The sequence below is a fragment of the Thiothrix subterranea genome, from assembly GCF_016772315.1.
Classification (GTDB): Bacteria; Pseudomonadota; Gammaproteobacteria; order Thiotrichales; family Thiotrichaceae; genus Thiothrix; species Thiothrix subterranea.
In genome coordinates, this window is the sequence record NZ_CP053482.1 from 3,611,254 (window position 1) to 3,632,517 (window position 21,264).

Here is a 21,264-nt window from a genome sequence, read left to right on the forward strand (position 1 = left end):
AAGGAATCCTGATATGACTAACTCGCACGTTCCCAAACAAAAGCTGGGGGCATTGACCCTAGCCGCCTTGGGCATTGTTTACGGCGACATTGGCACTAGCCCGCTGTATGCCTTCAAAGAAGCCTTTACGCATGGGTTAGCACCCAGTCATGCCAATGTGCTGGCTACACTGTCGGCACTGTTTTGGGCGATTACCCTGATTATTTCCCTCAAATACGTATGGCTGGTATTGCGTTTCGACAATAAGGGCGAAGGCGGCGTGTTGGCTTTGCAAGCCCTTGCGCATCGGCACACGCGCCGTACCATGCCGCAATGGTCAAAGGCGGTGGCACTGATCGGGGTGTTTGCGGCTGCATTGTTTTACGGCGATGCCATTATTACCCCCGCGATTTCAGTATTGTCGGCGATCGAAGGGATCAGCGTGGCAACCCCGCAGTTTGAACACCTGATTATCCCGATTACTTTGGGTATTTTAATCAGCCTGTTTTTGATCCAGCGGTTCGGTACGGCGAAAGTGGGCATCTTGTTTGGCCCGATTACGGTGGTGTGGTTTGTGAGTTTGGGGGCACTGGGCATTAGCAGTATTTTGCAAACGCCGGAGGTGTTGCAAGCCTTGAACCCGTTGTACGCGCTGGAATTCACCCTGCATCACCCGCTTGCTGCATTTGTATTGCTTTCCGCTGTGTTTCTGGCGTTGACCGGCGGCGAAGCCTTGTATGCCGACATGGGGCATTTTGGCGCAAAACCCATCCGCTTGGCTTGGTATGGCTTGGTGTGGCCTGCCTTAATCCTGAATTATTTTGGGCAAGGCGCGTTGGTGATGCGTGACCCCACGATGACGCAGAACCCGTTCTATTTTCTCGCGCCAGATGGCTTGCTCGTGCCGTTGGTGGTGCTGGCGACGATGGCAACCGTGATTGCTTCGCAAGCCACCATTTCCGGTGCGTATTCGCTTACCCAGCAAGCCACGCGCTTGGGCTATTTGCCGCGCATTCGGGTGCAGCACACCTCGGATTCGGAACAGGGGCAAATTTACATTGCCAGCGTCAACTGGTTGATGTTGTTGGGGGTTATCCTGCTGGTGCTGGGGTTTGGCTCGTCCAGCGGCTTGGCAGCGGCTTACGGGATTGCGGTATCCGGCACGATGATTATTACCAGCGTGTTGATTTTTCTGGTGGCATTGGCTCGCCCCAACCAACGCTTGCGCAAGGCGATTATTGCCAGTGTGCTGGTGGCAATTGTATTTGAAATCATGTTCTTCAGTTCCAACCTGAGCAAAATCGGGCATGGCGGCTGGCTACCGATTTTACTGGGATTGGCCATTTTCACTTTGCTGACGACATGGAAAACAGGTAGCGAGTTGATTGCGGAACATCGGCGCAAAATCAATGTGACCATGCGTAAATTTGTCGCCGACCCACACCGCGAGATTCCGCGTGTTTCTGGAACGGCGGTGTATCTGGCTTCCAACCCGAATCTTGTGCCTAGCCGCTTGTTTTATAACATTAAGCATTACAAGGTGATGCATGAGCAGATTGTGTTCCTGCATGTGGATAATGAGGAAGTGCCGTATGTTGAGGAAGAAAATCGTTTGATGGTGACGGGGCTTGCGCCGGGGATCTACAGCGTGGCGGTGCGCTTTGGCTTCCGCGAAGAGCCGGATTTGGGCAAAGCATTGCGCGGTACGGTCAATTACCAATTGGACTTGCCTGCGGATAGCACTACGTTTTTCGTGGCGCGTACTTCGATTGTGGATTGTGAAGGGGTATTACCGTATTGGCGGTGTGCGCTGTTTGGCTGGATGATGCGCCAGTCAGAAAGTGCCGCGACGTACTTTAATTTGCCATCGGAGCAAGTGGTGGAAATTGGGACGCAGGTGACGTTGTAAAATGGCATGGATCGCTGGCACACGCGGAGAGATGATGCACCAATAGTGAGCTACATGTGTTACCCTGAACAGTATTTTGTACAAGTGGGTGACTGATAATTTATGAAGCGTTTCCACTGTATTTGCGGTCAAGAGGTCTTGTTTGAGGATAAAGAATGCCCGTGTTGCGGCAGGGCATTAGGGTTTAACCCGGATACGTTGGAGATGTTAGTGCTGAACCGTGCGCCGCACTTGCGGGTATGCTCGCTGCGTGAACATTCGGTGGGGTGTAATTGGTTATTGTCGCACGCTGATAAGCACAAGCAGTGCTATTCGTGCCGGTTGACACGCACCGTTCCGGCACAAGATATTCCCATCAATGTGCAGCGTTGGACGGTGTTGGAACGCGCAAAGCGGCGCTTGGTGTATTCGTTGATCACCTTGGGATTGCCGTTGGTGGGGCGGGAACAAGACCCGTCTTTTGGCATGGTGTTTGATTTTTTGGAAGATCAACGCACGAACCCGTTGGTGAAAAAAAGAGTGGTTTACACCGGGCATAAAAGCGGTGTGATTACCTTGCACGCGGTGGAAGCGGATGAGGCGCATCGCGTGACAGCGCGTGAACAATTGAAAGAACGTTACCGCACGGTATTGGGGCATTTGCGCCATGAAAGCGGGCATTATTATTGGGACAAATTGGTGCGGGATTCGGCATGGTATCCGCGTTTCCGCAATTTGTTTGGGGGCGAGGAAAATTACCGCGAATCGTTGGATTGCTATTACGCTTATGGCGCAATTCCGCAATGGGAAAAGCGCCACATCAGCGCTTACGCCAGCGCCCACCCGTGGGAGGATTGGGCAGAAACGTGGGCGCATTACCTGCACATTATGGATACGCTGGAAACCGCGACCAGCTTTGGCTTAATTCACCGTGAGACCGTTGACCCCGATGGTTTCCACTTATTGATGCAGGAATGGCGGCAACTGTCGCGCACCATGAATGCACTCAATCGCAGCATGGGGCAGCCGGATGCTTACCCTTTCACCTTATCGCGGCAGGTCATTGTGAAACTGCGCTTTATTCACCAACTGGTCACGGGTTCAGAAGGTATGTAGGGTGCTGTTCGGTTTGGCGTGGACTTCCAAGCGCGGCATGGAACGGAACGCGCGATTCAACTGATTCGCCCATTCGTGGCGGATTTCAAGTAAATACGGGTCTTCCGCTTCAAACTTGTAGTGTTTGGGGGCGTTGAATTGGTCGCGTGGGTAAATCATGACTTCAATCGGTGGCCCGACGCTGGCATTGCTTTTCATGGTGGAATCCATGGAAATCAGCGAGCAAATGGCGGCATCTTCCAGCGAAGCGTCGCGGGTGATAAAACGATCCAACACGGGTTTGCCGTATTTGCTTTCGCCGATTTGCAAATAAGGGGTGTCCGCCGAGGAGGTAATGTAGTTACCTTGCGGGTAAATCATGTAGATATTGGGGTTGCGCCCTTGAATCTGCCCACCGAGGATCAGCGTGGCGTCGGGGACAAAACCGGTTTGTTCGGTGTGCTTGCGAATCCGGTTGACTAATACATCACCCAAGTATTCAGCTACATCCGCCAGATAGCTTAAGGTATTGATGTTACGGGGCAAGCCTTCCAATACATCGCGGCGGATTTGTTGAATCACGCCTTGAGTGGTGGCGAGATTGCCCGCACTCATAATCACTAAGCAGCGATCCGGGGTAGTGACGCAACGGTGCATCTTGCTGTAAGTGCTGACATGATCAATGCCCGCGTTAGTACGTGAGTCAGAGGTTAAAACAAGCCCATCGTCGAGAGAAATGCCGATACAATATGTCATGTCAGTTTGTGGGGTGGTTAAGGTGAAGATAAGTTATTAGACTCTTTGTGATAGGTCAATGTTCCATTGAAATTGTTTGCAACTTTACGATGATAATAATGGTTTTTGGGATAAAAGATGCGTATGTCAAGCTGGTTTATTGCAGATTTGCATTTAGATGGTACTCGCCCCGGTGCAATTCGGTTGCTGCTCAATTTATTGGAACAGATTGAGGGCAGGGCGGATGCGCTCTATATTTTGGGTGATTTGTTTGAATATTGGGTCGGCGATGATGCGCTGGCGACGCCTGATGCGGCAGTGTTTCAGCCGGTGGTGTCGGGTTTGCGACAGGTGCACGATAGTGGCGTGAAATTATACTTTCAGCACGGCAACCGCGATTTTTTGGTGGGGGAACGATTTGCTGAAGCGACGGGGTGTACGTTGCTGCCCGAACAACAGGTGATCGACTTGTATGGCACGCCGACCTTGCTGTTGCACGGTGATACGCTGTGTACCGATGATGTCGAATACCAGCAAGTGCGCAAGCTGTTTCGCAACCCGCAATGGCAGCAGCAATTCCTCGCCTTGCCGCTGGCAGAGCGTATTCGTCAAGCCGAAGCGATGCGGGCGCAAAGCCGCCAGCGTATGCAGGGCAAGGCGGAGGCAATTTTGGATGTGAATCAACAAACCGTAGAAGCGACCTTGCGGGCAGCGGGTGTAACGTGCATGATTCACGGGCATACGCACCGCCCTGCTGTGCATGATTTCCTGCTGGATGACTTGCGATCACAGCGGGTAGTATTGGGCGATTGGCACGAAGCCAAGGGCAGTTTTTTGCGTGTGGATGCCGACACCATGACGTTGGAGTGTTAATGATGCGTCGCCTCATCTGGCTAGGTTTGCTGTGTTGTCTGTTGGGAAAGCTGGCAAGCGCCGCGCCGCCTACCTTAGAACCTGTGACCGTACAATTGAAATGGCAACCGCAGTTCCAATTTGCGGGGTATTACGCTGCGTTGGAATACGGCTTTTTCCATGAGGAAGGGCTGGATGTCACGTTAGTACCCGGCGGTTCAGACATTGCGCCGCTGATTGAGGTCATGGAAGGGCGAGCAGACTACGCGATTGAGGCGGGGGACTTGGTGTACTACCGGTTGCAAGGCAAGCCGGTGGTGGCGTTAGCAAGCATTTTCCAGCATTCGCCCGCGATGTTGATGACTGAGGGCAAGGCGGGTTTGCGCACCCCGCACGATTTAGCCCATAAACGCATTGGAATGCAGGTCGGCGGGCAGCCGCTGGTGGAAATTGCGGCGATGTTTGTGAACGAAGGCGTGACGTTGGATGCCTTGGCATTGCAACCGAATCGACCGGGCATGACGGCGTTGCTGTCGGGGCAGGTGGATGCGGAATACGGTTACATGACCAGTGAGCCGTTCTTCAATCAGCAGGCGGGGCGAGATATCCACTACATTCAGCCGATCACTTACGGGGTGGATTTTTACGGCGATACTTTGTTTACCAGTGAACGCCACCTAGAGGAACACCCCGCGCAAGTGGCGGCGTTACGCCGTGCGGTGGTGCGCGGTTGGCAATACGCGCTGGAAAATCCCGATGATATGATCACGGTGTTGCTGAAACGTTACCCGCAGTTGAACCGTGAGGCGTTGCAGTTTGAAGCGGCGCGTATCCACGAGTTGGTGAAGCCGGATATTGTCAAAATCGGTCACATGAATTCGGAACGCTGGCGGCGTATGGCGGATACCTTCGTCAAGTTGGGGATGGTCAAAGACACTAGTAAGCTGGATGGTTTTTTGTACGACCCCGACCAGAAGCCGGATTACCGCTGGTTGTGGTGGGTACTCGGCGGATTTGGGGTGGTGGCGCTGTTGGGCTTTGTCGGCAGTGGCATGGTGGCGTGGTTCAATGGGCGTTTGCAGGAGAAAAATACCTTATTGCAACACTCGGTTACTGCCCAGCAAGCCAGTGAGCAGTTATTGCAGGAAAGCCAGCGTTCCTTGCAGAGTTTGATCGGCAACTTACCGGGGATGGCTTACCGTTGCCACAACGATGCGGATTGGACGATGGAATTTGTCAGCGAAGGCTGCGAAGCCCTGACGGGTTATCCCGCTGAATGGTTGATTGCGTCACAGCGATTGACGTGGACGCATTTGATTCACCCTGATGACCGTGCGGGGGTGACAGCGACAGTGGTTAAGGCGAGTTCGGCGCGGCATCCGTTCCAGTTGAGTTACCGGATACAGCACCGTTCGTGTGAATGGCGTTGGGTGTGGGAGCAAGGGCATTGCGTGGCTTACGATGCAGCGGGCGAGCCGCTGATGTTGGAAGGCTTGATCATGGACATTACTTCGCAGGTCGATGTTCAGCAGAAATTACAGCAAGCCAAGGAACAAGCGGATACGGCGACGCGTGCCAAATCCATTTTCCTTGCCAATATCAGTCATGAAATCCGCACGCCGTTGAATGCGGTCACGGGTTTGGCGCAATTGCTGCAACAGGAAAGTTTGCAGGGTAAGCAGCGGGATTACGCGGAAAAACTGCATAGTTCCTCACGCTTATTGCTGGGGATTGTGGAAGATGTGATGGACTTTTCCTGCATCGAAGCAGGGGAGGTGGTGTTGCGCCCTGTGCCGTTTAATGTGCGGGGGATTCTGCAAAGTGTCCGGCACATTGTGCAAGATGCCGTGACTGCCAAGGGCTTGGCGTTTCGGTTGGAGGTACAAGACGCTATTCCGGCGGTGTTGGTGGGCGACCCGTTGCGCCTGAGCCAAGTGCTGAATAATTTGCTGATTAATGCAGTTAAATTTACCAATAAGGGTAGCATTTCTTTGCATGTGAGCTTGCAAGCGCAGAAGGCAGATAAGGTTCGGTTGCACTTCAGTGTGCGGGATACGGGGATTGGGATTCCGGCGAATCAGCGTGAGAGTTTGTTTGAGCCATTCGTGCGGATTGATTCCGGTGAGCATGAAGCGGTGAAAGGCGCGGGTTTGGGCTTATCCATCAGCCGCCATTTGGTGGAGTTGATGGGCGGTGCGATTAGCGTGGAAAGCATTCCCGGCGTGGGCAGTGAATTCGCTTTCAGTGCAGATTTTGGGTGTGAAGCCGCGTCTACGCTGTTGCCTGATGCGCCAACACCTGCCGCTGATACCGCACAGACGTTGCTGACGGGGGCGCGGATTTTGGTGGTGGATGATGATGCGTTGAACCTGATGATCTGCACGGAGTTGTTGCGCATTTTCGGTTGTGTTACCGAGCAGGCGGAAAATGCTACGCAAGCGCGGGGGGCATTGATGGCGAATACCTTCGATCTGGTGTTGATGGATATTGAGATGCCGGGGATGACGGGCGATGCGTTAACCCGTCAATTGCGGACTAATCCGCGTTGGCAAGCGTTGCCGATTATTGCGATGACCGCTCATGCTTCGACGACGATTCGCGAACATTGCCTCGCCAGTGGGATGAGTGATTATCTGGCGAAACCGTTTGAGGTGGCGCAATTGCGGGCGATGTTGGTGCGGTGGTTGGCGGAGAGAGCGTCGCATGATTAGCATGTGGATGATGATTTCATGATGCTGTATCTCCCATTGCTTTCCGTAACAGTTCAATCCCGCGTTCGGTTTTGCCGCGTCCACGTTCTGCCCTGGCCTTGAAGCGGGTTTCAGCGTCGAAACTTGCCAGCAGTAGGGTTGTCATTTCGTTCATGAGTTGGTTGACGCTCATGCCGCGTTGCTTTGCCAACACACTCAGGCGTTGGTGTTTGTCATCGGGTAGGCGTAAGGTGATGGCTGTCATGAGAATACCTCCGCAAAAAACTGTTCGGGTGGACGGATATGAAGCTCAGGGAATTTTAACTCCATCTGTTTGAAATCACGTAGATTATAAGTAATGAGATAGCGAGCATTACCAGCAACAGCCAGTTCAATCAGATGATTATCGCCTTCATCGCGTAGGTTAGGCCGCCAAGCATAATAAACCGGTGTCCATTGGCAGTGGCTGAGAAAAATATCCAGCAACTCGTCCCGTTCCTGCTGATTCAGGCGCGACTTGGTGAATAAATCATCCCGACCCAATATATCCTCATATTCAGCCAGCAAAGCAACACCCATCAATGGCGTGAACAGCTCTTGCAAGCAATTCATCACCAGCTTGTTTGCTGCCCCTTGACCGATACAAGCACCAAGGAAAATGTTGGTATCCAAGACTATGTTCATTTCAGAATGGTATCACTCTTGCCACCACTACTGCTAGTAGTTAAATTTTTATAAAGTGGTGAAAATTTGTTACTTATCGACTATGATTGAGTGAGCTTAATTCACTTCCAGCAGTAATACCCAATCATTTAATATGTTGCCGTGACTTAGATGAAAAAAATAGACTTTCAAGTAGATGCAAGGCTTGCCAAACTTCTGGCTAGTTATCGTTCTTCTGAACTAGCTCTGAAAGAGTTGGTCGATAATGCTTGGGATGCTGACGCGGAAACTATAAAAATTGACATTCCTACTCCTATGAGTGGTGAACCCCTCATCATAGAAGATGATGGAACGGGAATGACAGAAGCCGAACTGCGAAATGAATACTTCCTGATTGCAAGTGATCGCCGCCAAAGACGAGGTGAGCTTACTAAAGGGAAAAATCGAAAAGTGAAGGGTAAAAAAGGAATAGGTAAATTTGCAGGTTTGATGGTCGCAAGCTCTATGTCTTTTGAAACTTGGGCGCGTGGTAAAAAGTGTCAATTTGTTATTACGAAAAATGATTATGACTCGGCAACGGATATAGAGAAACTTTCAATACCATTTACTTCAATTGATTATGCGAAAGAAAAACAGGGAGTTCGCATAATATTGCGTGACCTTAATCAGTCTTTAGCTTATCCAGTTGCAGATAAACTCAGGCAGCTACTTTTGCGAGAGTATGGACGTGAAAATGGATTTTCTATTATTATAGACAATAAAGAGTTGGGTGTGGATGATCTTCAAGGTGATTTCTCAGATCATTCTAAAAAATTAGAAAAAATAGGAAATGTTTCTTTGAGGTTTTCTATATCAGATCAAAAGTCGAATCTTAGGCAGCCAGGTCTTTCAATCAGAGTTGATGGTAAGATTATCGGGAAGCCAAGCTTCTTTGATTTAGATAAACTAGATTACTTCCCTCAAAAATTGCTTAAAAAGCTATATGGAGAAGTAGAAGCTGATGGGCTGGTTGATCATGTTACAGCAGACTGGGGAGCTTTGATTGAAAATAGTCATCTTTATTTGGAATTAAAAAATTATATAGAACCAATATTGATAGAAAGATTTAATGAAGTATATGGTCGTGAAATTAACCTTGCACAAGCAAGATTAAAACGATCAGTTGATGCTAGATTATCAAAACTTCCTGAGTATAAAAGAGAGTTTGCTGATAAAGCTTTTAAGAAGGTTGCAGAAAAGTATTACGGAGAATCAGAATCAAGGGTTACACCTATTGTTAATGTTATTTTGGATGCATTAGAGCGTACTGATTACAGAACCATTATTGAATATATACATGATACTAAGCACTCCGATGTTGCTAAGATAGCTGAAGTTCTTTCAGAGTTTGGTTTGCTTGAATTGGCTATGATTGGCGAACAAGGTAAAGCACGGCTTGAATTTTTAGATAAGTTAGAAGAATTATGTGATAAGGATGAAACAGATGAGCAGATAATTCATGAGGCATTGGAAAATAATCTTTGGATGTTTGATGTTAAGTATACTTTATTCAGCAGTAATAAAACACTTAAAAAACAAATTGAAAATTATCTCTGTACACGACAATTCTCCTAACCCATTGAATTTTTATTAAACGAAAACGGCTTGAATCTCATACGTCCATCCTCTATCACCATGAATTGAGGTGGACAAAGGAACAGGATCACGAGCCTGAGATTATCCAAGGCTTCACGTCCACTTCGGGTTAACAGATCAGTCAGGTAATCCAAGCCGTAGCGGAAGACGCTCTGCTCTTTACGCCCATGCTTTTTAACCTTCAACGGTTTGACGGCTTTTTCCTTCCACTCCCCGACTTTATGCGCCCAACAGAAGCCAATGGCGAGCAATGCCATCATCTTTTTGATGCGTGGGGGCTTGGTGAAGTGAGTGGCTTCCATGTGGAAACCGCGCCCTTTCAGGCATTGGAACAGATTTTCGATTTCCCAACGCAGTCGATAGGTGTCAATCGGGTCAGGGGTGTAGTGGTTGTTGGCGACAATCAGCAGTTCACCGCTTGCTAGCTTCGAGCCGCTCAACCAAACCCATTCCCCGCTGACTTCCCGACGGTGACGCAGAACACGCTGTTTACCCAGTTTCAAATTAGCAAACAGCGAACGAACGTGCATTTCTTGACCGTGTTTATCGGTCATCAACTGGTTTTCCTTGATGCGAATCAGGTAGGGAATTTCTTTGGAAGACAACCACTTCCACCATTCTCCACCAATAAATTCACGATCAGCCAGCACCCCAAGAATGTGGTTGCGCCCAAATTGGCTGATAAAACGTTGTAACAGCGCAATGCGTTCCCGTTGGTTAGAATTGCCGCGTTTGTTCAACACCATCCAGTAAACGGGTATCGCTGCCCCTTGATAAACAATCGCCAGTGTCAGAATGTTGAGATTGGATTTTCCCCATTGCCAGTTCGTTCGATCCAGCGTGAGGTAGTAGTCCTGCCCGCTGAAGGCGAACAGGTTCATGATGAGGTGCGCTATATCATTGTAGTCAAAGAGCACTTGGCTAAAAAAGCGTTGCATCCGTCGATAGCGGGAAGCGATTTCCGTATCGCTGTCTATATGCACTGCCAACAAGGTCAAATTCATTTGACGCGCATTCAGCAGCGCCAGCAGCATTGACACAAAACAATCCAGACGGGGCTTGCCCCAACCTAAGTAGGCTTTTAAACTGTCTCTCAGTCCATCGTTCAGATCCATTTCGCTCTCCTGTGTGGTAACTAGAGAGTAAAACATTGGGGCGATGGACTTCCATCTCTTATGTGGTGTGATACCTAAATCAATGGGTTAGAAGTTTTGTCGTGTACAGAGGTCAAAATCATGAGCCAAATGTAGAAATTTTCATATTCTCAGAACTCATCTCAAATGCAAGGCATCAGCTTAACTGGTTGTTAAAAGAGTTAGGTGGAAAAATCCATGCTTGAATATCAATTTCCCACCAACCTGCGTTACAATTTTCTGATCTTCGTCTCAAATACCCAAACCAATTTCTTCTTTGCATCTATCAACCGCTTTTCCTACTGAATCTCACTCTGAGCATCAAGATCAGGCAGATGACTGAAGTGATTTAACTTGATTGAGGAGACTCTGATTGAGTCGATTGTACGCTTAATCCAACACCCGCTTCGCCGGAAAACACGCCTTGAACTCGGTATGCCCCGGCTTGCTGTCAATCGTCAGCTTGCCGTTATGCCATTGCATCACATGCTTCACAATCGCTAACCCCAAACCCGTGCCACCGCTGGCACGCGACCGCCCTTCATCCACGCGGTAAAAGCGTTCGGTCAAATGCGGCAAGTGCTTTTCAGGAATGCCGGGGCCGTTGTCGATAATGCTCAAACAGGCTTGCCCATCGTCAGTGCTTTCCCAGTGAATGCGGATGGTTGTACCAACGGGGGTATGTTTCACCGCATTCGCCAGCAAGTTGGTAATGACGCTGTTAATGTCTTTTTCCGAGCCGCACACGCACAAATCGGGTTCGATTTGGGTTTCCAACAGGTGCGTATCGCTGGCTAGGGTGTCGCTGATGGCTTTAATACTGCTTTCCAACATCGCAGGCACATCGACACGATTGCCCATCAGCGGCGTGGTTTCCTGACTTTCCAGCCGTGACAACGCCAGCATATCGCTGATGATTTGCTGCATTCGGGCGGCTTGCTCTTGCGACTGTTGCAACGGTGCTTTGAGGTACTCTGGTAATTCCGGGTCTTGTTCAAACAGCTCAATGTAGCCGGTCAACACGGTTAACGGCGTGCGCAATTCGTGGGAAGCGTTGGCAATGAAGGCTTTACGGGTTTTCTGCAATTGCACGCCTTCGCTAATGTCGCGCACGCTCAACACCCGCGAGCCGCCTTGCAAGGGTAAGAGGCGAGCGCGTAAGGTTAAATTGCTATGGCGTGGCGACGGAAACGTGACTCGGCGTTCACTGTTTTCTTCCAGCAATTTGTGCAAATCGGGGTTGCGCAACAAGGTATCGACCCGTTTGCCGCGATCAACCGCATCGCGAATATTCAGCAACTTAGCCGCTGATTTGTTTGCCCACTGAATGTGATTGTCGGCATCCAACAACACCGCCGCATCGGGCAAAGCGGACAGGACATTATCAAAGCGCGTCAGTAATTCCTGCTGTTTGCGTTTGCGTTCCAGACTTTTTTGTTGGGATTTCTGGAAAAGGTAAGCAATTTGTTCCCATGCGCCGTCGCTGTCGGGCATTTCTTCAGGCTTTTGCCCATTGGTGAGCCAGCGTTGCAATTGGTAGAGCTTGTGCAACATCCAGCCAATATAGCCGAGCAAGACAAGCACCATAATGGGGAAAGGGTAGGGTGTGAACCATGCAAGCGAAAAACCGCCGCCTACTACGAGAGCCAGCCGGTAGCGTTCCACACTCCAATAGTTGTTCGGCATCAATCACCTATCGACTCGATTGCACTAAATAAATAGCCTGCGCCCCGGATGGTTTGAATCACATTATCGGCGGCGTAGGTCTTCAACGTTTTGCGCAAGCGTAGCACATGCACATCAACGGTGCGTTCTTCGATATAGGTATTTTGACCCCAGACAAAATCCAGCAATTGAGCGCGGGAATAGACTTTTTCGGGGTGCTGCATGAAAAATTCGAGCAGGCGGTATTCGGTCGTGCCGAGATGCACGGGTGCACCATCAATGCGCAATTGGTGCGCATCTTGGTTGAGTTGTAAGCGTCCGGCGTTAATCACCCGCAGCTCGTCGAAACCGTCGGTACGGCGCAACAGGGCTTTGATCCGCGCACTTAGGGCTTTCAGCGACACGGGTTTGATCAGGTAATCATCCGCGCCCGCATCCAGCCCGTGGATCATGTCATCCTCTTCGCTTTTGGCGGTGAGCATAATGATCGGAATATCGCGGGTCAGCGGATCGCTGCGAAACCGCCGGATGAGTTCGGGGCCGGAAAGATCCGGCAGCATCCAATCCACCAACATTAAGTCGGGTAACTGGTCTGCGGCCAGATCACGCGCCGCCCGTGCATCGGCGGCTTCCATCACCCAATAGCCTTCGCGCTCCAGCGAAAAGCGGATCATGCCCCGGATGGCGGCTTCATCCTCAATGCACAAGATACGTTTCTTACTCACCCAACAACGCTTCGCGGATGCTTTCTAAATTGGTGTGGCGCACATCCTTGCCTTTCACCAAGTAGATCACGTATTCGCAAATGTTTTTGCAGTGATCGCCGACCCGTTCCAATGAACGCGCACACCAAGTGACATTCAGGCTGTCTTTGATATTGCGCGGGTCTTCCAACATGCGGGTGTAGAGCTGGCGGGTAATCGAATCGAATTCCTCATCCACTTGTTGGTCGTTTTTCACTACCTGCATGGCTTGAGCAACATCTAAACGTGCCAGCGCGTCTAGCGTATCGCTCAACATGGCTTTGACGTGTTCGCCCAAGTGACGCAGCGAATTGTGCAAATCGCCGTAAGTCGGGGTTTCTGCCATTTCCACCGCGTAACGCCCGACTTTTTCCGCTTCGTCACCAATGCGCTCAAGGTCGGTAATGACTTTGATAATGGTGATCAGCAAGCGCAAATCACCAGCGGTTGGTTGGCGACGTGCAATGATTTCAGCGCAATGTTCGTCGAGCATGATTTCCATGGCGTTGATTTCATGGTCGGAATACGCGACTTTTTCACCCAAGGCACTGTCGCGATCCAGCAAGGCTTTGATGGCATTGCTGACTTGCGCTTCGACCAAGCCGCCCATTGTCATCAGTTTGCTACGGGCTTCTTCCAGCTCGCTATTGTATTTTTGAGACGTATGTTGTGTTGTGTTCATGTTTTCCATACCCCGTACCGCCTTTAGCCGAAGCGGCCTGTGATGTAGTTTTCAGTCAATTGATGTTGCGGGTTGGTGAACACGGTTTTGGTGTCGTTCAACTCAACCAGATAACCCATGTGGAAGTAAGCGGTACGTTGCGAAATCCGCGCGGCTTGTTGCATCGAGTGGGTTACGATGCAAATAGTAAAGCTTGCGCGTAATTCGTCAATCAATTCCTCGATAGTCGCGGTCGCAATCGGGTCAAGCGCGGACGTGGGTTCATCCATCAGGATCACTTCCGGGCTGACTGCGATGGTCCGCGCAATGCACAGACGTTGCTGCTGCCCACCGGAAAGGCCGGTGCCGGGTGATAACAGGCGGTCTTTAACTTCCTTGAATAAACCGGCTTTGATTAAGCTTTGTTCAACAATATCGTCCAGTTCTGCGCGGTTCGCTGCCAAACCGTGCAGGCGCGGGCCATACGCTACGTTATCGTAGATGGATTTCGGGAACGGATTCGGTTTTTGGAACACCATGCCAACACGGGCGCGGAGCAATACCGGGTCTTGCTCTCTGTCGTGAATGTCTTCACCGTCGAGTTTGATGTCACCCGTGACTTTACAGCCTGCAATGGTGTCATTCATGCGGTTTAAGCAACGCAGGAAGGTGGATTTGCCGCAGCCAGACGGGCCGATCATGGCGATTACTTCGTTGCGCCCGATGTCCATGCTCACATCGAAAATCGCTTGTTTTGCGCCTGCGTAAAATACGTTTACGCCCCGGCAGAAGAATTTGGTGTCTTTGCCATCCAGATACGGCTTGCCAATCGTGCCGTTAATGGTGTGGGCAAATTCCTCACGCCCGCCACTGGTGGCAGTGTGGGCTTTGGGTGCTACGGTTGTCGTTGTCATGTCAAGGGTCGCTTCAGTCATTAGGTTTACCTTCGCATTTTAAAGGGTAAAAGAGTTTAGGTTAATAGTCCTGCACCATGAATGCAGTGATTAGGTCTTACCAACGTCTCTCAAATCGCTTGCGGAGAATGACTGCGATCAAATTCATCAGAATCAAGAAGGCAAGCAGTACGATAATGGCAGCCGAGGTACGCTCCATAAAGGCGCGTTCCGGGCTGTCTGACCACAGGAAAATCTGTACGGGCAAGGCCGCAGCGGGGGAAGTCACACCGCTTGGTACATCCATAATGAAGGCTACCATGCCGATCATCAGCAGCGGAGCGGTTTCGCCCAAGGCGTGCGCCATGCCGATGATTGCGCCAGTCATAATACCGGGCATCGCTAATGGCAACACGTTTTGGAATACCGATTGCGTTTTCGACGCGCCCAAACCCAATGCGCCTTCACGGATGGAGGGTGGCACAGAGCGCAAAGCCGCACGCGAAGCAATGATAATGGTCGGTAACACCAGTAACGACATCACCAAACCGCCAGTCAGTGGCGCAGAACGCGGTGTGCCAAAGAACTGAATAAACACCGCCAACCCCAGCAAACCAAACACAATCGACGGTACGGCGGCGAGGTTATTGATATTGACCTCGATCAAATCCACCCAGAAATTATTCTTGGGCGCAAACTCCTCCAGATAAATCGCCGCCGCCACCCCAATCGGGAAGGACAACAGCAATGTTACCAACATGGTGTAGATTGAGCCGATCAAAGCACTCAGAATCCCCGCCTGTTCCGGTTCACGCGAATCGCCACGGGTGAAGAAGATGGTATTGAACTGGCTTTCGATACGGTCTTCCGCTTCCAGTTTATCCAACCAAGTGAGCTGGAAATCCTTGATGCGGCGATCGGATTCTGGCAAAGCACGGTCTACCCCACCTTTGTGGAATACGTCGATTTCGTCATCCGCCAGTAACCACAACGATTGCGTCGTGCCAATCATGCTGGGGTCAGCCACTATTTGGTCGCGCAAGGTGTAGGCGGCATCATCACTGATCATCGCCTTCAGTGCTTTCTTTTGCTTACGCTCTTCGACACCGGGGAATAGCGTTTCCAAACTGGTATCAATGGCTTTGCTGTAATTAGCGGCATTCAATTGTTCCAGCGTCGGGTTGGCTTCCAGCCCAAGGGTTGGCGCATCCAACACCACATCCAATTTAATGTAGGTACTGGTGAAGGCGGGCAAGCCTTTGCTGAAAATATCCAGCAATAAAATCGCCAAGAACAGAATGCTCAGCGCAATCGAGATAAAACCGTAGGCGCGGAAACGTGTTTCCCGTGCGTACCGCTTCGCCAATGTGGCTTTTACTTTTTCAGTGGTCGTGGTACTCATACAGCCTCCGGTTAATCGTATTGTTCACGGTATTTGCGCACAATATGCAACGCAAGCACGTTAAGAATCAGGGTGATAACGAACAGGCTCAAACCGAGGGCAAAGGCCGCTAAGGTTTTCGCGCTGTCAAATTCTTGGTCGCCTTTCAGGAGCGTCACAATCTGTACGGTGATCGTCGTAACCGCATCCAAGGGGTTGAAGGAAAGATTAGCTGCTAAACCTGCCGCCATCACCACGATCATGGTTTCACCGATGGCGCGTGATGCTGCCAACAGAAACGCGCCGACAATCCCCGGTAACGCCGCAGGTATGACCACTTGTTTGATGGTTTCCGACTTGGTAGCGCCCATGCCGTAAGAGCCGTCACGCATGGCTTGTGGTACGGCGTTGATAATGTCATCCGACAACGAAGACATGAACGGGATGATCATCACGCCCATCACAATCCCAGCGGCTAAAGCACTTTCCGAGGCTACGCTTAAACCCACGCTTTCACCGAGTCCGCGAATCATCGGGGCAACTGTCAGTGCGGCAAAGAAGCCGTAAACCACGGTGGGAATACCCGCCAGAATTTCCATCGCAGGTTTGGCGTAAGCCCGCATGGTAGGGCTGGCATATTCGGATAAATAAATCGCCGACATCAAACCCAATGGCACGGCAATCAACAAAGCAATCGAGGAGATTAAGAAAGTACCGACGAATAAAGGAACTGCGCCGAATGCGCCGGAACTGCCTGCCTGATCCGCTCGCAGTGCCGTTTGCGGACTCCAATGCGTGCCGAATATGAAGTCAAAAATATTGACGTGTCCAAAAAAGCGAATCGATTCAAACAAGACCGAGAACACAATCCCCACCGTGGTCAAAATCGCGATGGAGGCACAGCCAATCATAATGAACTGCACCACCCGTTCCACTTGGTTACGCGCGCGAGTTTTGGGCTTGACGTAACGTAAACCAATGAATATCCCCGCAATCGCCAACGCCAATACCAGCACCGTTTTAATGGTGTTGCTCAGGGATTGCATTTGCTGGTATTCCTCTGCCGCTGCTTTGAGAACAGGTTCAGCCGTTGCCAGTTGTGCTGGGTCATTTGCCAGATTGTGGATACGGTTAGTGGTAAGGCTCAGCTCATCAGTCGATTTGTTCTGATATTCCACGGGCAAGTGCGACATAATGCTGGAGGTCAGCATCGGCTTTTCTAAGCTTGACCATAAGGCCAGTAGTAGCAACGCCGGAATAATCGCCCAGACTACCACCAAATACCCGTAGTAACTGGGCAAGGAATGCAGGTCGTTACCGCCACGCTTCACCGGGGTGGCGAGTGCGAGAGAGCGTTTGCGCCCGATGTAATAGCTGAATGCCGCTAACACCGTTAGCGTCAGCAAGATACCCAAGGTACTCATGAAAACTCCTGATTGGGACTGTTCGGTCAGGTTGAAAGATCGCGGCTCGGATTGTAGGCGCGTAATATGACACTAATGTTACAGACAGTTAATGGTTTTATGCAGCCCGCAATAAACCCACGTCGCTGACCGGGCGGCGTTGCAAACTGCCCTGCACAAAATGGCGGTGATAGCGGGTGTTGAGGTTGTTCACGTCCAGCAGGATGAAAATGTCGGCAACGTTGAAATCGGGGTCGAGGCACGGTTCGCCTGCTACCCACGCGCCGAGTTTCAGGTAGGCTTTCAGCAGTGGTGGCATATTCACTTTGGCGGCTGGTTGCGCAGGTAGTAAGTGCATCAGTGGTTTGACGCGCAATTCGACGGGGGCGAGGTTGTTAGCCCGCGCTTCCTGCATGATCGCGGAGGCTTGTGCGCCGCCGTCATTCATGCTGATGCTGGCGCAACCGAACATGAAATCGACGCGGTGCATTTCCATGAATTGTGCCAAACCTAACCACAACATGCCGATGCCTGCGCCATTGCGGAAGTCGGGGTGAATGCAGGTACGCCCGATTTCAATGGCGTTGCCTTTAAGTTGCGGGAACAGGCCGCGCAGGTCGAATTCGTTTTCGGAGTAAAAACTGCCCGCTTTCCGCGCATTCGGGGTGGTGAGGATGCGGGTGGAACCAACCACTGCATTATTATCCGTGCGACGCACCAGCAAGTGATGGCAGTAGTCGTCGTAATGGTCACGGTCGATGCTTTCACTGGCACTTTCTAGTTGTGCGCCTTGTTCTTTAGCGAAGATTTCATAGCGCAGGCGTTGCGATGCGTACACATCAGCGGGGGTGGCAGCGAGTTCTACCCGCAATTGCGGCAGATGCGGGCGTAAGTTTTGGTGGCTGTCGTGGTGAATAGCGGCGGTCATAGGTTGCACTCCTTTCATAATATCGCGCCAGCTTATGAAAGGTGTGTGACAGGGGAATGACGGTTATTTTGCAGGGAGGTTAAATGTAGCCCCATAACACAACCGTAATATAACCGTCATTTTGCCGTCATTCCCAAGCCTTAGCCTCAAGCCCACGATTAGATTTTGTTAGCGAGAGTTTCATGGCAGGTATTTCCGACGCAATGCGCGATGCTGTGCATCAACATGCCCCCACGTCTTTGATGGGGATGCAGCAACGTTTGTTCAGCTTTTGGTTCAACAGCTTCATTTACAACCAGATTTGGGAAGACCCCACGGTGGATATGCAAGCCTTGCAACTGACCTCGGAAAGCCGCGTGCTGACGATTGCTTCGGGCGGATGTAACGTGTTGAATTACTTGACCGCAAGCCCTGCGCATATCACCGCGATTGACCTGAACCCGTACCATTTGTCCCTGACGCGCTTGAAGCTGGCAGCGATGAAACATTTGCCGGATCACGCCACCTTCTACGATTTCTTTGGTTACGCTGACCGCGATACCAATCCGGCGCATTACGAGCAATACATCCGCCCGCATCTGGACGATGCGCTGGATGGATTCTGGCAAGGCCGCAGCATTCTGGGGCAAAAGCGCATTCATATGTTCCGTGACGGGCTGTACCGGCAAACGCGCTTTGGCTATTTCATGCGCTTCCTGCACTGGATTGCCCGCCGCACCAATTACCACCCCGAAAAGCTCCTCACCGCCACCAGTTTGTACGAACAGAAAGCGATTTTTAGCCAGCACATCGCGCCGTTTTTCGACAATAAACTGGTGAAGTTTTTGGGCAAATTGCCGATGTCGGTGTTCAGCCTTGGCATTCCGCCGCAGCAATACAAGGCGATGAAGGAACAGGGCAATCTGATTGAGCAATACCGCGAGCGCGTTGAACGCTTGGCGTGTGATACCCCGATTCAGAACAACTATTTCGCATGGCAAGGCTTTAGCCACAGCTATGACCACGAAAAGCGTCAGGCGATTCCCGATTACCTGAAAGCCGAAAACTACGACGCTATCCGCCAGCAATTGGGTAAAGTCGATACGCACCTCGGTTCCATGATCGACTTTCTGGAACAGCAAGCCCCGCACAGCTACGACCGTTTCGTGTTCCTCGATGCGCAAGACTGGATGACGGATGAAGTCCTTACCCAGTTATGGACGCAAGTTGCCCGCGTGGGCAAACCGGGGACGCGCATTATCTTCCGTACCGCCGCCGCCGAATCACCGTTGGAAAGCGCATTGCCAGCCGAATTACGTAGCCAGTTTGTGTACGAAGCCGCGCTTTCCGCGCAACTGTTCCAGCAAGACCGTTCGGCGATCTACGGTGGTTTCCACCTCTACCGTAAGGCCGATTGACGATGGATGCCGCACAGAAAATGGATCAGCAGTACCGTTACCAGCGGTATGTTTACGACTTGTCGCGCAAGTATTATCTGTTGGGGCGCGATGCCTTGCTGGCAGACATTCCGTTGCAGCCGGGTGAAACCTTGCTGGAAATCGGCTGTGGCACGGGGCGTAATTTAACCAAGTTGGCTTACCGGCATCCGCACGCCAAACTCTACGGCATGGATGCGTCGGCGATGATGCTCGATACTGCCCGTGACAATTTGCGTAACACTTTGTATGCGCAACAAATTACTTTGCAGCAAGGCTTGGCGGGGCAGGTTGATCACACCACATTCGGGCTGGAAAAACCGTTTGATCACCTTGTGTTTTCCTATGTGCTGTCGATGATCCCCGGTTGGCAGGATGCGCTGGAACATGCCTTGAGCATCCTCAAACCCGGTGGTTGTTTGCATGTGGTGGATTTTTCCGACCAGCAAACCATGCCCGCGTGGTTTCGCAAGCTGCTGTTGCGGTGGCTGGATTGGTTCAACGTCCACCCTGATCCGGCAGTCCCGGCGTATTTGGAGCAAATGGCAGCCCGTCACCATGACCAATTGCGTATCCGTCACCTGAGTGGGCGTTACGCGATGCTTGCGCATTACCAGAAAGGGGGGATTCCCAATGACCATCAACCAGAACTTCCGCAAATATCGCAGTATCTGGATTTCTGATACGCACCTCGGTTCACGCGGGTGCAAAGCCGAGTTCTTGCTCGATTTCCTGCAACACAATCAGTCCGATCATTTGTATTTGGTCGGCGATATTATCGACGGCTGGGCACTGCGCAAACGCTGGTATTGGGATACGTTCCACGACCAGATTTTGCATCTGCTGTTTGAACGGGCGCAACGCGGCACGCAAGTGACTTATGTCAGTGGTAATCACGATGAGTTTTTGCGCCCGTTTATTCATCATCAAATTACTGCCATCAGTTTGGAAGACGAGGTGGTGCATACCACCGCTGATGGGCGCAAGTTTTTGGTGCTGCATGGCGACCAGTTTGATGGGGTGATGCAGTTTGCACGCTGGCTGGCAATCTTGGGTGATTGGATTTACGAGCGTTTATTGGTGGTGAACAATGTGTATAACCGTTTGCGGCGGCGCATGGGTTATCCGTATTGGTCGTTATCGGCGTACCTCAAGCACAAAACCAAATCAGCGGTGAATTTCATCTCGGCATTCGAGGAAACACTGGCGAAAGAAGCGAAAAAGCGTCAGTTGGATGGGATTATTTGCGGGCATATTCACCATGCCGAAATCCGTGATATTGACGGGGTATTGTATTGCAACGATGGCGATTGGGTGGAGAGTTGCACTGCGCTGGTGGAAGAGTGGGATGGGAGTTTGCATGTGGTGCGTTGGACAGAAGCAAAAAATGCTGCTGCTGAAGTATGTTTACCCGTCGGAACGCCTGAACCACTAGCCGCTTAAGGTTTTTAGCGCAACAAGCATAAAAAAGGGAGCATCCATGCTCCCTTAATCTTGTATTAAAG

The 21,264-nt window shown here is 51.0% G+C and carries 19 protein-coding genes; 8 read left to right on the forward strand and 11 right to left on the reverse strand.

Annotated features, from left to right (window positions below):
* Nucleotides 1-13 precede the first annotated feature (13 nt).
* Together HMY34_RS17840 and HMY34_RS17845 are read left to right on the forward strand one after the other, a co-directional pair.
* The gene (locus HMY34_RS17840) at nt 14-1,888 is read left to right on the forward strand and encodes a potassium transporter Kup (RefSeq protein WP_202716772.1); all 1,875 of its coding nucleotides are present in this window, start codon (nt 14-16) and stop codon (nt 1,886-1,888) included.
* Nucleotides 1,889-1,990: 102 nt separating this feature from the next.
* Nucleotides 1,991-2,983, forward strand: coding sequence for a zinc-binding metallopeptidase family protein (locus tag HMY34_RS17845; RefSeq protein WP_202716773.1), 993 nt, complete (start codon nt 1,991-1,993; stop codon nt 2,981-2,983).
* On the opposite strand, the gene HMY34_RS17850 is transcribed toward HMY34_RS17845, so the two are convergent.
* A complete protein-coding gene (locus HMY34_RS17850; RefSeq protein ID WP_202716774.1) occupies nt 2,969-3,718 on the reverse strand; it encodes a proteasome-type protease in 750 nt (249 codons plus the stop codon). The two genes, HMY34_RS17845 and HMY34_RS17850, sit on opposite strands and share 15 nt — an antisense overlap.
* 123 nt (nt 3,719-3,841) lie before the next feature.
* Here HMY34_RS17850 and HMY34_RS17855 point away from each other — a divergent pair, with 123 nt between their 5' ends.
* Together HMY34_RS17855 and HMY34_RS17860 are read left to right on the forward strand one after the other, a co-directional pair.
* Nucleotides 3,842-4,570 (forward strand): UDP-2,3-diacylglucosamine diphosphatase, encoded by a 729-nt coding sequence (locus HMY34_RS17855; RefSeq protein ID WP_202716775.1) that lies wholly within the window; start codon nt 3,842-3,844, stop codon nt 4,568-4,570.
* On the forward strand, nt 4,570-7,260 hold the full coding sequence (locus HMY34_RS17860; RefSeq protein WP_202716776.1) for an ABC transporter substrate-binding protein: 2,691 nt from the start codon (nt 4,570-4,572) through the stop codon (nt 7,258-7,260). The genes HMY34_RS17855 and HMY34_RS17860 overlap by 1 nt, the downstream gene beginning before the upstream one ends.
* A gap of 16 nt (nt 7,261-7,276) precedes the next feature.
* On the opposite strand, the gene HMY34_RS17865 is transcribed toward HMY34_RS17860, so the two are convergent.
* Both HMY34_RS17865 and HMY34_RS17870 read right to left on the reverse strand, forming a co-directional pair.
* Nucleotides 7,277-7,504: a toxin-antitoxin system HicB family antitoxin gene (locus tag HMY34_RS17865; protein WP_202716777.1), complete on the reverse strand. Its 228-nt coding sequence runs from the start codon at nt 7,502-7,504 to the stop codon at nt 7,277-7,279.
* Nucleotides 7,501-7,911, reverse strand: a complete 411-nt coding sequence (locus HMY34_RS17870) for a putative toxin-antitoxin system toxin component, PIN family (protein WP_266096937.1) — start codon at nt 7,909-7,911, stop codon at nt 7,501-7,503. Before HMY34_RS17870 ends, HMY34_RS17865 begins: the two co-directional genes overlap by 4 nt.
* 162 nt (nt 7,912-8,073) lie before the next feature.
* On the opposite strand from HMY34_RS17870, the gene HMY34_RS17875 reads away from it, so the two are divergent.
* Complete coding sequence (locus HMY34_RS17875; protein WP_202716779.1) at nt 8,074-9,516, forward strand: ATP-binding protein; 1,443 nt, start codon at nt 8,074-8,076, stop codon at nt 9,514-9,516.
* On the opposite strand, the gene HMY34_RS17880 is transcribed toward HMY34_RS17875, so the two are convergent.
* The 8 genes from HMY34_RS17880 to HMY34_RS17915 form a co-directional block, all read right to left on the reverse strand.
* On the reverse strand, nt 9,513-10,652 hold the full coding sequence (locus HMY34_RS17880; RefSeq protein WP_202716780.1) for an IS4 family transposase: 1,140 nt from the start codon (nt 10,650-10,652) through the stop codon (nt 9,513-9,515). The two genes, HMY34_RS17875 and HMY34_RS17880, sit on opposite strands and share 4 nt — an antisense overlap.
* Before the next feature lie 408 nt (nt 10,653-11,060).
* Nucleotides 11,061-12,356 (reverse strand): phosphate regulon sensor histidine kinase PhoR, encoded by a 1,296-nt coding sequence (phoR, locus tag HMY34_RS17885; RefSeq protein WP_202716781.1) that lies wholly within the window; start codon nt 12,354-12,356, stop codon nt 11,061-11,063.
* Nucleotides 12,356-13,060, reverse strand: coding sequence for a phosphate regulon transcriptional regulator PhoB (gene phoB, locus HMY34_RS17890; RefSeq protein WP_202716782.1), 705 nt, complete (start codon nt 13,058-13,060; stop codon nt 12,356-12,358). The genes phoR and phoB overlap by 1 nt, the downstream gene beginning before the upstream one ends.
* Nucleotides 13,053-13,760, reverse strand: coding sequence for a phosphate signaling complex protein PhoU (gene phoU / locus HMY34_RS17895; protein ID WP_202716783.1), 708 nt, complete (start codon nt 13,758-13,760; stop codon nt 13,053-13,055). Before phoU ends, phoB begins: the two co-directional genes overlap by 8 nt.
* Before the next feature lie 23 nt (nt 13,761-13,783).
* Nucleotides 13,784-14,674 (reverse strand): phosphate ABC transporter ATP-binding protein PstB, encoded by an 891-nt coding sequence (gene pstB, locus HMY34_RS17900; RefSeq protein ID WP_228287907.1) that lies wholly within the window; start codon nt 14,672-14,674, stop codon nt 13,784-13,786.
* Nucleotides 14,675-14,750: 76 nt separating this feature from the next.
* Nucleotides 14,751-16,034 (reverse strand): phosphate ABC transporter permease PstA, encoded by a 1,284-nt coding sequence (gene pstA, locus HMY34_RS17905; protein WP_202716784.1) that lies wholly within the window; start codon nt 16,032-16,034, stop codon nt 14,751-14,753.
* An 11-nt stretch (nt 16,035-16,045) separates the two neighbouring features.
* Nucleotides 16,046-17,437, reverse strand: coding sequence for a phosphate ABC transporter permease subunit PstC (gene pstC, locus HMY34_RS17910; RefSeq protein ID WP_202716785.1), 1,392 nt, complete (start codon nt 17,435-17,437; stop codon nt 16,046-16,048).
* A 97-nt stretch (nt 17,438-17,534) separates the two neighbouring features.
* Nucleotides 17,535-18,344, reverse strand: a complete 810-nt coding sequence (locus HMY34_RS17915) for a GNAT family N-acetyltransferase (protein ID WP_202716786.1) — start codon at nt 18,342-18,344, stop codon at nt 17,535-17,537.
* Nucleotides 18,345-18,526: 182 nt separating this feature from the next.
* Here HMY34_RS17915 and HMY34_RS17920 point away from each other — a divergent pair, with 182 nt between their 5' ends.
* The 3 genes from HMY34_RS17920 to HMY34_RS17930 are packed head-to-tail and all read left to right on the forward strand — an operon-like array spanning nt 18,527 to nt 21,202.
* Nucleotides 18,527-19,741 (forward strand): BtaA family protein, encoded by a 1,215-nt coding sequence (locus HMY34_RS17920; protein ID WP_202716787.1) that lies wholly within the window; start codon nt 18,527-18,529, stop codon nt 19,739-19,741.
* 2 nt (nt 19,742-19,743) lie between these two features.
* Nucleotides 19,744-20,442 (forward strand): class I SAM-dependent methyltransferase, encoded by a 699-nt coding sequence (locus tag HMY34_RS17925; RefSeq protein WP_202716788.1) that lies wholly within the window; start codon nt 19,744-19,746, stop codon nt 20,440-20,442.
* The gene (locus HMY34_RS17930) at nt 20,393-21,202 is read left to right on the forward strand and encodes a UDP-2,3-diacylglucosamine diphosphatase (RefSeq protein WP_202716789.1); all 810 of its coding nucleotides are present in this window, start codon (nt 20,393-20,395) and stop codon (nt 21,200-21,202) included. Before HMY34_RS17925 ends, HMY34_RS17930 begins: the two co-directional genes overlap by 50 nt.
* The last annotated feature ends 62 nt before the right edge of the window (nt 21,203-21,264 follow it).

Excerpts from the sequence above, each read along its gene's own strand:
- HMY34_RS17920 (WP_202716787.1), top strand. The coding sequence starts at position 18,527 with ATGGCAGGTATTTCCGACGCAATGCGCGATGCTGTGCATCAACATGCC.
- pstA (WP_202716784.1), bottom strand. The coding sequence starts at position 16,034 with ATGAGTACCACGACCACTGAAAAAGTAAAAGCCACATTGGCGAAGCGG.
- HMY34_RS17845 (WP_202716773.1), top strand. The coding sequence starts at position 1,991 with ATGAAGCGTTTCCACTGTATTTGCGGTCAAGAGGTCTTGTTTGAGGAT.
- HMY34_RS17915 (WP_202716786.1), bottom strand. The coding sequence starts at position 18,344 with ATGACCGCCGCTATTCACCACGACAGCCACCAAAACTTACGCCCGCAT.
- HMY34_RS17850 (WP_202716774.1), bottom strand. The coding sequence starts at position 3,718 with ATGACATATTGTATCGGCATTTCTCTCGACGATGGGCTTGTTTTAACC.
- HMY34_RS17865 (WP_202716777.1), bottom strand. The coding sequence starts at position 7,504 with ATGACAGCCATCACCTTACGCCTACCCGATGACAAACACCAACGCCTG.
- phoR (WP_202716781.1), bottom strand. The coding sequence starts at position 12,356 with ATGCCGAACAACTATTGGAGTGTGGAACGCTACCGGCTGGCTCTCGTA.
- HMY34_RS17840 (WP_202716772.1), top strand. The coding sequence starts at position 14 with ATGACTAACTCGCACGTTCCCAAACAAAAGCTGGGGGCATTGACCCTA.
- HMY34_RS17860 (WP_202716776.1), top strand. The coding sequence starts at position 4,570 with ATGATGCGTCGCCTCATCTGGCTAGGTTTGCTGTGTTGTCTGTTGGGA.
- HMY34_RS17925 (WP_202716788.1), top strand. The coding sequence starts at position 19,744 with ATGGATGCCGCACAGAAAATGGATCAGCAGTACCGTTACCAGCGGTAT.
- HMY34_RS17930 (WP_202716789.1), top strand. The coding sequence starts at position 20,393 with ATGACCATCAACCAGAACTTCCGCAAATATCGCAGTATCTGGATTTCT.
- pstC (WP_202716785.1), bottom strand. The coding sequence starts at position 17,437 with ATGAGTACCTTGGGTATCTTGCTGACGCTAACGGTGTTAGCGGCATTC.
- HMY34_RS17880 (WP_202716780.1), bottom strand. The coding sequence starts at position 10,652 with ATGGATCTGAACGATGGACTGAGAGACAGTTTAAAAGCCTACTTAGGT.
- HMY34_RS17875 (WP_202716779.1), top strand. The coding sequence starts at position 8,074 with ATGAAAAAAATAGACTTTCAAGTAGATGCAAGGCTTGCCAAACTTCTG.
- HMY34_RS17855 (WP_202716775.1), top strand. The coding sequence starts at position 3,842 with ATGTCAAGCTGGTTTATTGCAGATTTGCATTTAGATGGTACTCGCCCC.
- pstB (WP_228287907.1), bottom strand. The coding sequence starts at position 14,674 with ATGACTGAAGCGACCCTTGACATGACAACGACAACCGTAGCACCCAAA.
- phoU (WP_202716783.1), bottom strand. The coding sequence starts at position 13,760 with ATGAACACAACACAACATACGTCTCAAAAATACAATAGCGAGCTGGAA.